The sequence below is a fragment of the Microbispora corallina genome (assembly GCF_016863035.1).
GTDB classification, from domain to species: domain Bacteria; phylum Actinomycetota; class Actinomycetes; order Streptosporangiales; family Streptosporangiaceae; genus Microbispora; species Microbispora corallina.
Genome location: NZ_BOOC01000015.1, coordinates 84,220 through 97,962, shown reverse-complemented (window position 1 = coordinate 97,962; position 13,743 = coordinate 84,220). Strand labels below are relative to the sequence as shown.

General features: G+C 75.0%; 14 protein-coding genes. 7 read left to right on the top strand and 7 right to left on the bottom strand.

From position 1 onward, the window contains the following. Positions 1–221: 221 nt before the first annotated feature. Complete coding sequence (locus Mco01_RS18700) at positions 222–1,295, bottom strand: DUF418 domain-containing protein (RefSeq protein WP_204058166.1); 1,074 nt, start codon at positions 1,293–1,295, stop codon at positions 222–224. 119 nt (positions 1,296–1,414) lie between these two features. On the opposite strand from Mco01_RS18700, the gene Mco01_RS18695 reads away from it, so the two are divergent. Continuing rightward, complete coding sequence (locus Mco01_RS18695; protein WP_239103729.1) at positions 1,415–2,575, top strand: sensor histidine kinase; 1,161 nt, start codon at positions 1,415–1,417, stop codon at positions 2,573–2,575. A gap of 85 nt (positions 2,576–2,660) precedes the next feature. Beyond that, on the top strand, positions 2,661–3,317 hold the full coding sequence (locus tag Mco01_RS18690; protein WP_204058165.1) for a response regulator: 657 nt from the start codon (positions 2,661–2,663) through the stop codon (positions 3,315–3,317). On the opposite strand, the gene Mco01_RS18685 is transcribed toward Mco01_RS18690, so the two are convergent. From Mco01_RS18685 to Mco01_RS18675, 3 genes are read right to left on the bottom strand one after another with little or no spacing between them, the layout of a single operon-like run. Continuing rightward, a complete protein-coding gene (locus tag Mco01_RS18685; protein WP_239103733.1) occupies positions 3,314–3,919 on the bottom strand; it encodes a dihydrofolate reductase family protein in 606 nt (201 codons plus the stop codon). The two genes, Mco01_RS18690 and Mco01_RS18685, sit on opposite strands and share 4 nt — an antisense overlap. Continuing rightward, entirely contained in the window at positions 3,913–4,842 is a 930-nt protein-coding gene (locus Mco01_RS18680) for a helix-turn-helix domain-containing protein (protein ID WP_204058163.1), read from the bottom strand. The genes Mco01_RS18685 and Mco01_RS18680 overlap by 7 nt, the downstream gene beginning before the upstream one ends. A gap of 4 nt (positions 4,843–4,846) precedes the next feature. Then, a complete protein-coding gene (locus tag Mco01_RS18675) occupies positions 4,847–5,440 on the bottom strand; it encodes a TetR/AcrR family transcriptional regulator (protein ID WP_204058162.1) in 594 nt (197 codons plus the stop codon). 52 nt (positions 5,441–5,492) lie between these two features. Here Mco01_RS18675 and Mco01_RS18670 point away from each other — a divergent pair, with 52 nt between their 5' ends. From Mco01_RS18670 to Mco01_RS18650, 5 genes are all read left to right on the top strand, one after another. Then, positions 5,493–6,641, top strand: coding sequence for an FAD-dependent oxidoreductase (locus tag Mco01_RS18670; RefSeq protein ID WP_204058161.1), 1,149 nt, complete (start codon positions 5,493–5,495; stop codon positions 6,639–6,641). Positions 6,642–6,672: 31 nt separating this feature from the next. Next, positions 6,673–7,290 (top strand): TetR family transcriptional regulator, encoded by a 618-nt coding sequence (locus Mco01_RS18665; protein ID WP_204058160.1) that lies wholly within the window; start codon positions 6,673–6,675, stop codon positions 7,288–7,290. Continuing rightward, positions 7,287–7,478 carry a ferredoxin gene (locus Mco01_RS18660; RefSeq protein WP_204058159.1) on the top strand — a complete coding sequence of 64 codons (192 nt, stop codon included), beginning with the start codon at positions 7,287–7,289 and terminating at the stop codon, positions 7,476–7,478. The genes Mco01_RS18665 and Mco01_RS18660 overlap by 4 nt, the downstream gene beginning before the upstream one ends. 10 nt (positions 7,479–7,488) lie before the next feature. After that, positions 7,489–8,766, top strand: a complete 1,278-nt coding sequence (locus Mco01_RS18655) for a cytochrome P450 (RefSeq protein ID WP_204058158.1) — start codon at positions 7,489–7,491, stop codon at positions 8,764–8,766. A gap of 122 nt (positions 8,767–8,888) precedes the next feature. Further along, on the top strand, positions 8,889–9,614 hold the full coding sequence (locus Mco01_RS18650; protein WP_204058157.1) for a haloacid dehalogenase type II: 726 nt from the start codon (positions 8,889–8,891) through the stop codon (positions 9,612–9,614). 24 nt (positions 9,615–9,638) lie between these two features. Here Mco01_RS18650 and Mco01_RS18645 read toward each other — a convergent pair whose 3' ends face one another. The 3 genes from Mco01_RS18645 to Mco01_RS18635 are packed head-to-tail and all read right to left on the bottom strand — an operon-like array spanning position 9,639 to position 13,737. Next, on the bottom strand, positions 9,639–11,756 hold the full coding sequence (locus tag Mco01_RS18645) for a peptidase domain-containing ABC transporter (protein ID WP_204058156.1): 2,118 nt from the start codon (positions 11,754–11,756) through the stop codon (positions 9,639–9,641). Next, the gene (locus Mco01_RS18640; RefSeq protein ID WP_204058155.1) at positions 11,753–12,772 is read right to left on the bottom strand and encodes a TIGR04500 family putative peptide maturation system protein; all 1,020 of its coding nucleotides are present in this window, start codon (positions 12,770–12,772) and stop codon (positions 11,753–11,755) included. The genes Mco01_RS18645 and Mco01_RS18640 overlap by 4 nt, the downstream gene beginning before the upstream one ends. After that, a complete protein-coding gene (locus Mco01_RS18635; RefSeq protein ID WP_204058154.1) occupies positions 12,769–13,737 on the bottom strand; it encodes an MvdC/MvdD family ATP grasp protein in 969 nt (322 codons plus the stop codon). Before Mco01_RS18635 ends, Mco01_RS18640 begins: the two co-directional genes overlap by 4 nt. Positions 13,738–13,743: the final 6 nt, after the last annotated feature.

Genomic DNA, 13,743 nt, shown 5'->3' with positions numbered 1-13,743 from the left:
GCCCCGTCGCCGGGGTCCCATGGGCGGTCGCGTCGTTCGCGCCTGATCGCCGTGCCGATGGACGGTCGCGTGATCGCGCCTCCTCGCCGTGGCCCGGGCGACGGCCTCGGACGCGGGTCTCGACATGCCCGGCGGCCGCACGGCGGATCCCTCCCAGGATAAGTTCCCGGCCCTTCTCCCCCGGTTATCACCGCAGCACAATCGGCGCAAAAGATCCCCGGTCATCGGATGCGCAGGGGCGGGCGGCGACCCCAGGTGGCCCAGCGCCAGAGCCACTCCAGCGGGCCGTACCGGTACCGCCGCAGCCAGGCGGCGGACACCGCCCACTGGACGGCGAGGATCGCGCCGGCGATCGCGAGCACCGTCGTGACGGGCCAGTTCTGCGGCACACCGCCGATCACCCGCGCGACGGCCAGGACGAGCATGGTCGCCGTGAGGTAGTTGGTCAGCGCCATCCGGCCGAGGGGCGCGAAGACGGCCCGCAGCAGCGGCCGGACAGGGGTGTGGAGCAGCGCTAGCAGCCCGCACACGTACACCCCGGCGATCAGCAATCCGGCCACGCCCATCGAGAGGCCGAACTCCGGGTCCGTCACCCGCGTGCCCGTCTGCCACCACAGGGCGGGCGCGGCCGCCGCCGCGAACGCCAGGGCCAGGGCGGCCGGCACCCGCGGGGACCGCTCGATCCGGTCGGCCACGCCGTACCGGACCAGTGCCGAGCCCAGCAGGAACAGCCCGGGGACGAGGGCGAACCCGCCGCCGAACGCCAGCAGCCCGGCCGCCAGGAGGACGGGAGCGAGGCCGGCCGCCGCCCACCGCGGCAGCCAGGTCGAGGGCAGCAGCACCACCAGCCCGACGAGCGCGTAGACGGTGAGGACGTCGCCCCGCCAGAGCGCGAACATGTGGACCAGGCCCACCGCGAGCAGCACCAGGAGCCGGCGCAGCAGGACCACCCTCGGGCGTGCCGTGCGCGCCGCGGCCGACTCCAGCAGCAGCGAGAACCCCACGCCGAACAGCAGCGAGAAGATCGGGAAGAAGCGCTGCTCGACGAGCAGGCCCACTACCTGCTCCCCCGGGCCGCCGCCTCCCGGGCCCACCACGGCGGCGTCGCCGACATGGGCGATCGGCTGGACGTTCGCCACCAGGATCCCGCAGAGCGCGAAGCCGCGGATCACGTCGAGGGCGGTGATGCGCTCCCGCACCGGGGGCGGGACGGAGTCCTCCCGTCCGGGAGCTTCTGACGGCGGGGAGGCGGGCCGCGGCGCCGCCCGGCCCGGAGAGGGGTGATCGGAGAACATGGGCCAAGCCTGCGGGCCGGCGGCCGGGCCGCGGCATCGGCCGGAAGGGGGGTTCGCGCCCCGGGGATCGTACTTTCGGCCGGTCCCGGGGGCGGCCGGCCTCTCGTAGCCTGAGCCCTGTGAACGCGAGGGAGTGGGCGGCCCGGCTCGTCCGGCTGGCGGCGGTCGCCGGGCTCGGCGCGGTCTTCGCCGCGGCGCTCGCCGTCCAGGCGTACCGGATCGCGCACAGCTGGGGCGGCGGCGCCTGGCGGTTCGACTGCGTCGCCGGACTGGTGGTGTGCGTGATCGCGCTGGCCCGGCGGCGCGACCTGGGGTGGGCGGCGGTGGCGGGACTGGCCGTCGCGGCGGTCGCCGTCCCGGCGGCCAAGGCGGCGCACCTGCCCGGCGAGCCCGGTCTCGCGATGACGCTGGCCCTGTCGGTGCTCCTCGGCAGCGCGATCAGAGTTCTGCGGCCCCTCGCCGCCTGCGCCGTCGCGGCCGGGGGGCTCGCGGTGGCCGCCGCCACCGCCGTCCCCCCGCCGGACCACCTCGCGCCGGTGACGAGGCTGTACGGCGCGGCCTGGCTCGCGGCCCTCGCCGCCGGGCTGGGCCTGCGGCTGCTCGACGCCCGCCGCCGCGCCGCCGCCGAGCGGGTGCGCCGCGACGAACGGCTGGCGCTGGCCAGGGAGCTCCACGACGTCGTGGCCCACCACATCACCGGCATCGTGGTGCAGGCCCAGGGCGCCCGGATCGTCGCCCGGCGGCAGCCGGAGAAGCTGGAGGAGTCGCTCGCCGGCATCGAGGCCGCGGGCTCGGAGGCGCTGACCGCGATGCGGCGGGTGGTCGGGCTGCTGCGCGACGCCGGGGACGCGGCGCCGGCCACTCCCGGGCCCGAGCGGCTCGGGGAGCTGGTCAGTCGCTTCGACGGCCACTTCGACGGCCGCGGACCCGCGGTGAGCCTGCGCCTGCCGGACGGCGAGGGGACGGCGGCGTGGCCGCCCGAGGTGACGAGCACTGTATACCGGGTGGTGCAGGAGTCGCTGACCAACATCACCCGGCACGCCCGGCACGCCCGCTCCGCCACGGTCACGGTCGCCCAGGACGGGCACGTCGTCACCGTCGAGGTGGTGGACGACGCCCCGCCGGGCCCCGTCCGGCCCTCCCATCGGGGCGGGTACGGCCTGGTGGGGATGCGTGAGCGCCTCGAGGCCCTCGGCGGCACGCTGCGCGCCGGGCCGCGGGCGGGCGCCGGCTGGGCCGTGCTGGCGACCCTGCCCGTTCCCGCGGGGAGGCCCCGGTGACCGGCGGCCCTCGGCGGCAGGCCACGGCGATCGGCGGCCCTGGACGGCAGGCCGCGACGACGGGCGGGCCGGTCAGGGGGATCGGATGACGATCAGCGTCCTGATCGCCGACGACCAGGCCATGGTGCGCAGCGGGCTGCGGCTCATCCTGGAGGACCAGCCGGACATCACGGTCGTCGGGGAGGCCGCCGACGGCGCGGAGGCCGTCGCCCTCGCCCGGCGGCTGCGGCCGGACGTGTGCCTCGTGGACATCCGCATGCCGCGCCTCGACGGCATCGAGGTGACCCAGGCACTGGCCGGCCCGGGGGTCGCCGACCCGCTGCGGGTGGTCGTGGTCACGACGTTCGACCTCGACGAGTACGTGTACGGCGCGCTGCGCGGCGGCGCGGTGGGGTTCATCCTGAAGGACGCCGGCCCCGTCCTGCTCGTCGAGGCCGTGCGGGCCGCGAACGCCGGGGACGCCCTGGTCTCCCCGTCGGTCACCCTGCGGCTGCTGCGCCACCTGGCCGCGGCCGCCGCACCGGCCGCCCGGCGGCCCGCGCGCCCGCTGTCCGAACGGGAGACCGAGGTCGTGCGGGCCATCGCCCGCGGCCGGACGAACCAGGAGATCGCCGCCGAGCTGTTCATCTCCCTGAGCACGGTGAAGAGCCACCTGGCCGGCATCCAGGCCAAGCTCGGCGTGCGCAACAGGGTCGAGATCGCCGCCTGGGCCTGGGAGAACCGCCTCACGGGCGCTTTCTAGCGGCGTACCTTGAACATGAGGTGCAGCACCCGGTCGCCCTGGACGACCACGTGGGGATCCTCCAGCAGATGCCGCCCGTCGACGCCGCCGAAGTAGCGCTTGCCCGACCCGAACACCACGGGCACCACGTCCATCGCCACCTCGTCCACGAGACCGGCCGCGAGGATCTGGCCGCCCACGTCGCCGGCGTTCACCGCGACGGTCCGCTCCCCGGCGAGCTCCTTGGCCTTGCCGATCGCGGCCGTCACGTCGTCGACGAAGTGGTACGACGCCTCGGGGTGCCAGCCCTCGGGCTTGGGCCGGTGGGACACCACGACCACGTGGTCGCCCGCGGGCGGCTTGCCCTCCCAGCCGTTCACCAGGTCGAACAGGGTGCGGCCCATCACGATCGCGCCGATCGCCTCCCACATGGGCCGGACGTACTCCGCCGACGCGCGCGAGACCGTGAAGCCGCTGCCGACTCCGGAGTGGTCGTACTGCCGGCCGCCGCCCTCGACGATCGGGGTGTCCCCGGTGAAGTACCACTCGTGGAGTGGCCCGACGTCGTCGTTCCCGTCGGCGATGAAGCCGTCCACCGACACCGCGCTGTTCATGATCACCATGCCCACGGGACCTCCTCGATTCTCCTCGCGCGTTCGCCTCCGATCGTGCCGGTCCCGAGGGCGGGCGGGCTTGTAGAAAATCCATCAGCGGGCATCGGACCGCTGTCCGGCGGGAACCCCCGCTCGGCGGGGAACCGGCGCCGCAGGGCCAGGTATTCCGTCGGGGTGTGGCCGGTGAAGTCCTTGAACTCCCTGCTGAAGTGGGCCTGGTCGAAGTAGCCCGCCGTCTGCGCGAGCCCCGGCCAGTCGACCGGACGCAGGGCGTCGACGGACAGGATCAGCCGCGCGAAGCGGTAGATCCGCGCCACCCGCTTCGGGGTGACCCCGACATGGGACGTGAACTGCGCCGCCAGGTGGTTGCCACTCACCCCGGCGGCGTCGGCCAGCGCGCCGATCGGGACCGCGCCGTGGGCGGCCTCCAGGCGCCCTCCCGTGTGCCGGACCAGGTCGAGGCCGCGCGGCGGCGCCTCGGTGAGCATCGACCGCAGTTCCTCCTCCAGCACCCGCAGTGTCTCCGTCGCCGACGCGAGGCCGCCGACCCGGTCGCGGATCCGGTCCGGTGACCGCCGCCGGACGGCGTCGGCCGGCACCCATCGGTCCCGCAGCTCGGCGGCCGGCACGCCGACGAACGGCGACATCCCCCACGGCTTGAAGTGCACCCCGACGAGCCGCACCCGCGTGGGGTACTCGAAGAGGAAACGCCTGGTCCACACACCCATGAACCACGCGCCGGTGAACGTCACCGGCGGCACCGAGGGGTCGGAGTCCCACAGGCGGGCGGGTTCGCCCAGGTTGACGAACAGGTGTGCCGACGGCATCGGCGGGACGTTCATCAGGCGGTGCCGCGGCACCCCCGTCAGGCAGTAGATGTCGTCGATGAACCGGTCGAGCGGCGGCGCGGGCACCCGTCCGACGTATTCCATGGACTCAGTGTTGCTCAACGCCACCCTGTGGGGCGAAGCCGTGGAGGAGGGCGTCCACGACGGCGTCGACGCCGGGCGGACCGATCCCGAGGAGCCCCCGGTAGACCACGAGCCCGGCGAACAGATCGGTCAGCAGCCACAGGTCGGCGTCCGGGCGGAGCTCGCCGCGCTCGATCGCCCGGTCGTACACGACCCAGGACCGCGTCATCCGCTCCCGCATCGTGGTCCGGACCATGTCGGCCACCTCCGGATCGCGCCCGGCCTCCCCCAGGACCTGGCGGCTGACGGCGGCGAGCCGGTCGTCCCGCCAGACGGCGAGCGTGTCGGCCACCACCTGCCGCAGGTCGCCGGCGAGCGAGCCCGTGTCGGGGATGGCGACGTGGACGTCGAGCAGCCGCCCCATCGTGTCGAGCAGCAGGTCGCGCTTGGTGCCGTACCGGCGGAAAACGCTGGCGCGGCCGACCCCGGCGCGCGCGGCGACCTCGTCCATCGTCATCTCCAGCCCGCGCTCCAGGAGCAGGGCGAGAACGGCGGCGCGGATCTTCTCGTCGACGGCGGGGTCGGGCCGGCGCCCCCGTGGTGACGGGCTCGTGGGCATATGTGATACTTCCGGTATCGGATACTGCGAGTATCAGAATGAGGATGACGACATGAGAGTACTCGTCGTCGGCGCGGGCGTCGCCGGGCTCGCCTGCGCCCGCGGGCTGGTGCGGGCGGGCCACGAGGTCGAGGTGTACGAGCGGGCGCCCGCCCTCCGCACGGCCGGCGGGTCCGTCACGTTGTGGAGCGGGAGCACGGGCATCCTGCGCGACCTCGGCGCCGGTCTGTCGGGGATCGGCCGGCGGATCGACGCCATGGAGTCCCGCCGGCACGACGGCCGGCGGCTGTTCACGGTCGACGTGGCGGCCGCGGCCCGCCGCTTCGGCACGCCCGCCGTCCACGTGCCCCGGCAGCGGCTCGTCGAGCGGCTGGCCGAGGGCCTGCCGAGCGGGGTGCTGCGCTTCGGCCAGGCCTGCGCGGGCGTGGACCCCGACGCGGGCGTGGTCCGCCTCGCCGACGGGCGGGAGGTGCGCGGCGACGTCGTCGTCGGGGCCGACGGGCGGTCGTCCGCGGTACGCGACCGCCTCTGGGGCGCGGACCCCGCCCGGCCCACCGGCTGGGTGACCTGGCAGGGGTTCGTCCGGGGGCCCGCCGACCTCGTGTCGTCCCACCTCGCCCTGATGATCATCGGGCGCGAGGGGCTGTGCGGGCTCATTCCGGCCGGCGACGGGCTGCTGCTGTGGTGGTTCGACCACCGGATCGGCGGTGGCGATCCGCCCGCCTCCCCCGCCCGCGCGCTCGCCGCCCGCTTCGGCGGCTGGGCCGCGCCCGTCCCCGAGATCCTCGCCGCGATCGGCGACGTGGACCGCTTCGCCCACTACCGCCATCGCGTCCCGAAGGTGTGGGGCCGGGGGCGGGCGACCCTCGCGGGGGACGCCGCGCACTCGATGCCGCCCACACTGGCCCAGGGCGCCAACCAGGCGCTGGAGGACGCGTGGGCGCTGGTGCGCGAGCTGACCGGGGACGGTCCCGTGGAGGACCGGCTGCGCCGCTACGAGCGGGTCCGCTCCCGGACGGCCGGCCGGGTGGCCGCCCTGGCGGCCGTCGAGAGCACGGACCGGTACCCCGTGCAGGCGATGACGCGCCTGGTCCCGGACGCGCTGCTCACCGCCACCAACACCCGCTGGCTGCGCCGGGCCAGCACGTACCTCCGGTCGTCGGGCCCGGTGCCGGAGAAGGGCGCCGTACGGAGGCCTTGACCAGGGAAATGAACGATCGTTTAATTCCTCCATGGCCCGAATCGCGGGCGTCACCGCGGCCGAGACGCGCGAGCGACTGCTCCGCGCGGCCGCCGACGTCTTCGCCGAGCGCGGCTACGACGGCACGCGGGTGGCGGACATCGCGGCGGCCGCGGGGGTGAGCAACGGCGCGCTGTACGCGCACTTCCCGTCCAAGGCCGGGCTGCTGGTGGAGGCGCTGCGCGCGCACGGCCCCCGCCTGCTGGCCACGCTGCTCGCGGCCGCCCCCGACCGGCCGGTCACCGACCTGCTGCTCACGGTCGGCCGGCAGCTGGCACGCCCGCGTGACGCCCGCGGCTACCTCATCGTCGAGGCGCTGGTCGCGGCCCGCCGCGACGAGGACGTGGCCCGGCCGATGCGCGACTACCTCGGCGGGCGCACAGAATGGATCGCGGACCTCGTGCGCGGCGCGCAGGCCCGCGGCGAGATCGACCCGGGCCTGTCGCCGGACGCGCTCGCCCATTTCTGCCTCCTGCTGGCGATGGGCAGCGCGCTCGTCACCCCCGGCCTGCACGGCGTGGACGACGCGCAGTGGTCCGCCCTGCTCACCCGCGTGGTGGCCGCCCTCGCCCCCACCGACGTCACTGCCCAGAGGGGAGCAACCCAGTGAAAGTACGGATAGACCCGCAGCGGTGCCAGGGACACGGCCGCTGCTACGACCTCGCGCCCGACCTGTTCGGTGAGGACGACGAGGGCTACGGCCAGGTCATCGGCGACGGCACGGTGCCGCAGGACCAGGAGCACGCGGCGCGCCTGGCGGTCTCGAACTGCCCCGAACGAGCGATCGAGATCCTCTAGGAGGGGTGGCATGACCGTCGACGACCGGTTCACCAAGGACTTCCGGGAGACCCGGGGAGAGGCGCCGGCCGGAACGCGCAACGAGGTCGTCACCGGCCCCGTCGCCGACTGGGCGACCGACTTCTCCCACCTCGAACCCGAGTGGGCCGCCGACCCCTACCCCATCCAGGACGACCTGCGGCGGCGCTGCCCCATCGCGCACACCGACCGGTTCGGCGGCGGGTGGCTGCCGACGCGGTACGAGGACGTCGCGGCCATCGCGTACGACACCGAGCGGTTCTCGTCGCGGTCGATCGTCATGAGCAACTTCCGGCCGCCGCGGGACATCGCCCCGGTGGGCGGCGTTCCGCCGATCTCCTCCGACCCGCCGTTCCACCACGACGCCCGCAAGCTCCTGCTCCCGGCGTTCACGAAGAGCGCGGTGGCCCGGCGCGAGGCGGCCACGCGGGCGCTGTGCCACGAGCTGATCGACGCGTTCCAGGGCCGTGATCTGGTGGACGCCGCCCGCGAGTACGCGCAGCATATCCCGGTGCGGGTCATCGCCGACATGCTGGGCTTCCCCCCGGAGGACGGGCCGCAGTTCCGCGAGTTCATCGAGAACTCCCTCGAAGGCGTCAACCGGCCGCCCGACGAGCGCATCGAGCGGATGGACAAGGTGTTCGACTACCTGCTCGCGCAGATCCGCGACCACGTCGACAACCCCCGCGACGACCTGACGACGTACCTCGTCAACGCCGAGCTGTACGGCCGCAAGCTCGACCCCTCGCACGTGGCCGGCACGATGGCCCTGCTGCTCATCGCGGGCATCGACACCACCTGGAGTGCCATCGGCGCGTCCCTGTGGCACCTCGCGAAGACCCCCGAGGACCGTGAGCGCCTGGTCGCCGAGCCGGGGCTGCTGCCGACCGCGATGGAGGAGTTCCTGCGGGTCTACGCCCCGGTGACGATGGCCCGGCTGGTGAAGGACGACATGCGCTGGAACGGCGTCGACATGAAGGCCGACGACTGGATCCTGCTGTCGTTCCCGGCCGCCAACCGCGACCCGGCCCAGTTCCAGCGGGCGGACGAGGTCGTCATCGACCGCGAGGTCAACCGGCACGTGGCGTTCGGCCTCGGCATCCACCGCTGCGTCGGTTCTCACCTGGCGCGCATGGAGCTGCGGATCGCCCTCGAGGTGTGGCTGGAGCGCATCCCCGAGTTCACCCTCGCCGACCCGGCGGCGGTCACCTGGTCGGCCGGCCAGGTACGCGGCCCGCGCACGCTGCCCGTCCGCATCGGCGCCGCCTGAGCCGTGACCGCCGGACGCCGGCCGGCCGGTCCGGGGTCCGGCGGTGGCGCGGCCTCCTCGCCGTACGTCCGCGGTGACATGCTGGAGGGGGCTTCGCAATCTCGCGATCAGGGGGGCGTGGGATGACGCGCTTCGACGGCGTCAGGGCGCTGGTCTTCGACGTGTTCGGCACGGTGGTCGACTGGCGGGAGGGCGTGGCCCGGGAGGCGGCGCCCTTCCTGGCCCGTCACGGACGCCACGACGTCGACCCCCACGCCTTCGCCGACGCCTGGCGGGCGCGCTACCAGCCCGCGATGGAGGAGTGCCGGTCGGGCCGCCGTCCCTTCACCCGGCTGGACGTCCTGCACCGCGAGAACCTGGAGGCCGTCCTGGCCGACCTGGGCCTCGACCCCAGGCGCATCGGCGAGGCCGAGCTGGACGACCTCAACCGGGCGTGGCACCGTCTGGACCCCTGGCCCGAGGCGGTGGCGGGAGTGACGCGCCTCAAGCGGCGCTTCACCGTCGCGCCGCTCTCGAACGGCAACATCGCCCTGCTCACGGCGATGGCGAAGCGGGCCGGGATCCCGTGGGACGCCGTGCTCGGCGCGGAGGTCGCCCAGGCCTACAAGCCGCGGCCCGAGGCCTATCTGCGGACCGCCGAGGTCCTGGGACTGCGTCCCCCGGAGCTCTGCCTGGTGGCGGCGCACAACGACGATCTGCGGGCCGCGCGGGCGGCCGGCCTCGTCACCGCCTTCGTGCCGAGACCGGCCGAGCACGGCACCGGGCAGACCGCGGATCTCACGCCCGTCGAACCCTGGGACGCCGTGGCGCGGGACTTCCAGGACCTCGCCCACCGGCTGGGGTGCTGACCCCAGATCGGTGCCGCACCCCCGTCAGCCCGGCGCCGCCTGGAGCGACACCAGGCCGGCGTACCGGCGGCCGTACGAGAGCAGCTCGTCGTGCGTGCCGGTCTCCACCACCCGGCCGCCCTCCAGGACGACGATCAGATCGGCGTCCCGGATCGTCGACAGGCGATGGGCGATCACGATCTGCGTGATGCCGAGGCCCGCCAGGTTGAGCCGGATCCGCTCCTCGGTGAGCGCGTCGAGGGCCGAGGTCGGCTCGTCGAGCAGCAGGACGCGCGGGCGGCGGGCCAGCGCGCGGGCGAGGGCGAGCCGCTGGCGCTGCCCCCCGGACAGGCGGCCGCCGCTCTCCCCGATGTGCGTGCGGTAGCCCAGCGGCATCGCGCGGATCTCGTCGTGGATCTCGGCGAGCCGGGCGGCCTCCTCGGCGACGGCGGGCGTGACCGATGGGTCCCCGAAGGCGATCGTGTCCAGAACGGTGCCGGAGAACAGGTGCGGCTGCTGGGTGACCACGCCGACCTGGCGGCGCAGGTGCCGCGGGTCCAGGTCCGGCAGGGGCAGCCCGTCGAAGCGGACCTCTCCCCTCGCCGGCTCGACGAGCCCCAGCAGCACGCGCCCGAGCGTCGTCTTGCCCGACCCCGACCCGCCCACGACGGCCACCCTGGCCCCCGCCGGGATCCGCAGGGAGACGTCGTGCAGGACCGGGAAGCGCGGGTCGTACCCCGCGGACACGCCCCGCACCTCCACCGCGCCGCGCAGCGCGGGCCGCAGCCCACCGGACGGCTCGGGGGCCGCGGCGAGCAGGTCGGCCACGCGGTCCAGGTGGGCGAAGGCGAGGTGGATCTGCTGCACCGTGCCCAGCAGCGACGAGAGCGGCGCGATCGCCGCGCCCGCCATCGCGGCGAGGGCCAGCAGGTCGCCGAGGCTGGACGACCCGGGCAGCTGGGCGCGGACGACGACGAGCAGGCCCAGCGCGAGCGCGAGCTGGAGCGCCTCGGTGGCGGCCTGGATCGTGACGACCGTGCGATCCCGCTCGGCGCTCGCCTCCAGCTCCCGCCGGTGGCAGGCCTGCCACCGCTCGAACGCGCCGTCCTCGGCGCCGGCCGCCTTGAGCGCCTCGATCCCGGACAGGCTCTCCACCAGGCTCGTCTGGGTGGCGGAGGTGGCGTGCAGCCCGGCGTACGCGAGCTGGACCGACCGGCCCGCGAACAGCGCCACCACGGCCGCCTGCGCCGCGGCGGCCGCGACCGTCAGGGCCGCGATGCCGGGCGCGGCGACGGCGAGGGCGACGAGGTACGTCAACGCCGTCAGCAGGTCGAACAGCAGGGCCAATGAGCGCTCGGCGATCATGTTGCGGATCCCGGAGACCGCGCTCAGCCGGCTGAGCAGGTCGCCGCTGGTGCGCCGCTGGAAGAACCCGTACGGCAAGGCCAGGACGTGGCCGACGAGCCGCCGCATGAGCGCCGCCGCCACCCCGGTCTGGAGCCGGATCAGCAGGAACGACCGCACACGCGAGACGAGCAGGTGCGCGGCCACGGCGACGGCGGCCGCCAGGCCCAGCGCCCCCGGCGAGAGCGCGCCGCCGTCCACCACGAGCTTGGTGAACAGCGGGACGGCCAGGCCGAACAGCTGGACCAGCGCCGTCGCCGCCACGACCTGGAGGATCAGCCGGCGCTCGGTGAACGCCCGCGCCAGCGTCGACAGCACGGCCCGGGCCGACGAGCGGCCGGGCTCGGGCGGGGTGAGCCGCTCCGGGACGTCCGGCACGAGTACCGTGCCGCTGTAGCCCTCGGCGAACCGCTCGCGGGTCAGGCGCAGCCGTCCGGACGCCGGGTCGGCCACCACCACGCCCCGCGCGTCCACGCGCTCGACCACCACGAAGTGGCGCTGCTCCCAATGGGCGACGAACGGCGTGGGCAGCCCCCCGGCCTGGTCGGGCGCGAGCCGGAAGGCCCGCAGCCGGAGGCCGAACGCGGTGGCGGCGCCGATGAGGTCGCGCAGCGTCGCCCCGTCCGCGTTCTCGGGCAGGTGGCGCCAGACCTCGGCGATGCTCGTACGGCGGCCCAGGGCGCCGAGCACCATCGCGAGGCAGGCGGCGCCGCAGTCGGTCTGGGTCTGCTGCATCCGCAGCGGCACACGGCGTCTCATAGCCAGTGCCAGGTGATGGCCGCGGCGGCGCGGCGCCCGGCCAGCCACGCGGTGTAGGCGGCGTCGGCGGCCGCGGCCAGGGCGGCGGGGTCGTCCGGGTCGGCGGCGGCGCGGTCCAGCACGACCCCGGCCAGCAGGCCGTCCTCCGACTCGGCGGGGCCGACGACCCGGCCGGGCGCGGCCGCGCGCAGCGGCGCGGGCAGCTCGGAGGCGGGCCCGGCGGCCGTCGTGAGGCGCAGCCGCCCGGGCCGCTCCTCCAGGGCGCGTCCCGCGCGGTCGAGCAGGCCGGCGGCCGTGTCGGCGCCGGCGATCTCCTCGATCACCGCGCGGTCGCGCCCGGTGACCCAGGCCGCCCGCGCGTGCGCCAGCTCGTCGGCGTGCTCGCGGAGGTAGGCCCTGGCCGGCTCGCCGGCGAACCGCGCGCGGACCCGGTTCATCCGGGCCGTCGTCTCCATGAAGCCGGCGAAGGCGTCCTCGGGCAGCCCGACCTCCTCCAGCCATCGGAGCGTGCGCTCCCGGCTGAACAGGCCGCGGCGGCGGCGGAAGTCGTCCATGGCCTCCCGCAGCTCGGCGTCGCCCACCGGCTCCTTGTCGCCGTCGATCTCCGACAGCAGGATCCGGTAGTCAGCGAGCTGCTCGTGCACCGTGCGGTCGCGGGCGCCCAGCGCGCGGAGGGCGTACAGGGCGGCGGGCACGGACAGCCCGATGCCGTCCACGCTCACGACCTGCCCGGCCGCCCAGTGGGTCGAGTGGTCGACGAGCCACGGCACGCCGTCCTCGGTCTGGGCGGAGATCGCCACCGTGCCGCCCTCAGGGTGGGCCAGCAGCAGGTCGTACCCGACCTGCCCGGTGCCCGGCGGCTCGTCCACGACGAGCTCGGCCGCCAGGGCGGGGCGCTCGGCCGACCAGGCCCGCACCCGCCGCTCGGCCTGCCCGACGTCCTGTCTGCGCCGGGGCAGCGTGCGCAGGAGCCGTACGGCGGACGCGAGGTCGCCGCCGAAGACGTCTGTCATCATGATCTTCCTTCGGTGAGCCAGCCGGCGATCGCGTCCCCGATCGGCAGCCCGGCGCGCAGCTCGACGAACGCCCACTGGCCGCTGACGTTGAGCTCGAGGAACACGTACTCGCCGTCCGGGGTGAGGATGAGGTCGACGGCCCCGTAGCTGAGCCCGAGCGAGTCCACCAGCCGCAGGCAGCGCTTCTCGACCTCGGCGGGCAGGGGATGCGGGCGGTACGCCACGCCGAGGTCCTCGTAGTGGCGCCAGTCCTGGCTGGTCAGGCGCGACGACTGGGAGTCGATCTCGGCGCTGAAGACGCGGTCCCCCACGACGGTGACCCGCAGCTCGACGGCCTTGGCCAGGTTGGGCTGCAGGATCACCGGGCAGTGCCGCACGCGGTGCCGCCCGGCCAGGTCCCTGCGCTCGATCTTCGTGGTGTAGACGTGGTGGTCCTCGCCGTCGACGAAGAACGGGCGGAAGTCGAGGGCCTTGGAGATCAGCCGTCCGCCCGAGCGCCGCCAGGCGGGCACGAGGTCCCCGGGATCGTTGCCGACCACCGTGTCCGGCACCGTGAACCCCAGCTCGACGGCCCGGCGCAGGTGGAGCAGCTTGTTGTCCACCCGGGCCAGGTGCTTGGGCCGGGCCGGCATCCAGCGCTCGGCGGGCATCAGCTCGTAGACGCCCTGGAGCATCTGGCGGGCCATCTGCTCCGCGTACGCCCGCTGGCTCGGGTCGGCCACGGACGGCGCCGACGGCGGGTTGGGACGCCGGTGCCAGACCGCGGTGACCTCGGCGAGGTCGTAGGTCGTGCCCCCGTGCGTCAGCGACTGCCGCCAGCCCTCCCCGGACAGGCGGGTGCCGATGACGGTCCGCTCCGGGAACTCCGCCTCGTCCCACCACAGAAACGGCACGTCGCGCTCCGCGAGGCGGCGCACGACCATGCGCACCGAGTCGTCCCGCGGATCACTGATGATCAACAGCATTGTGGC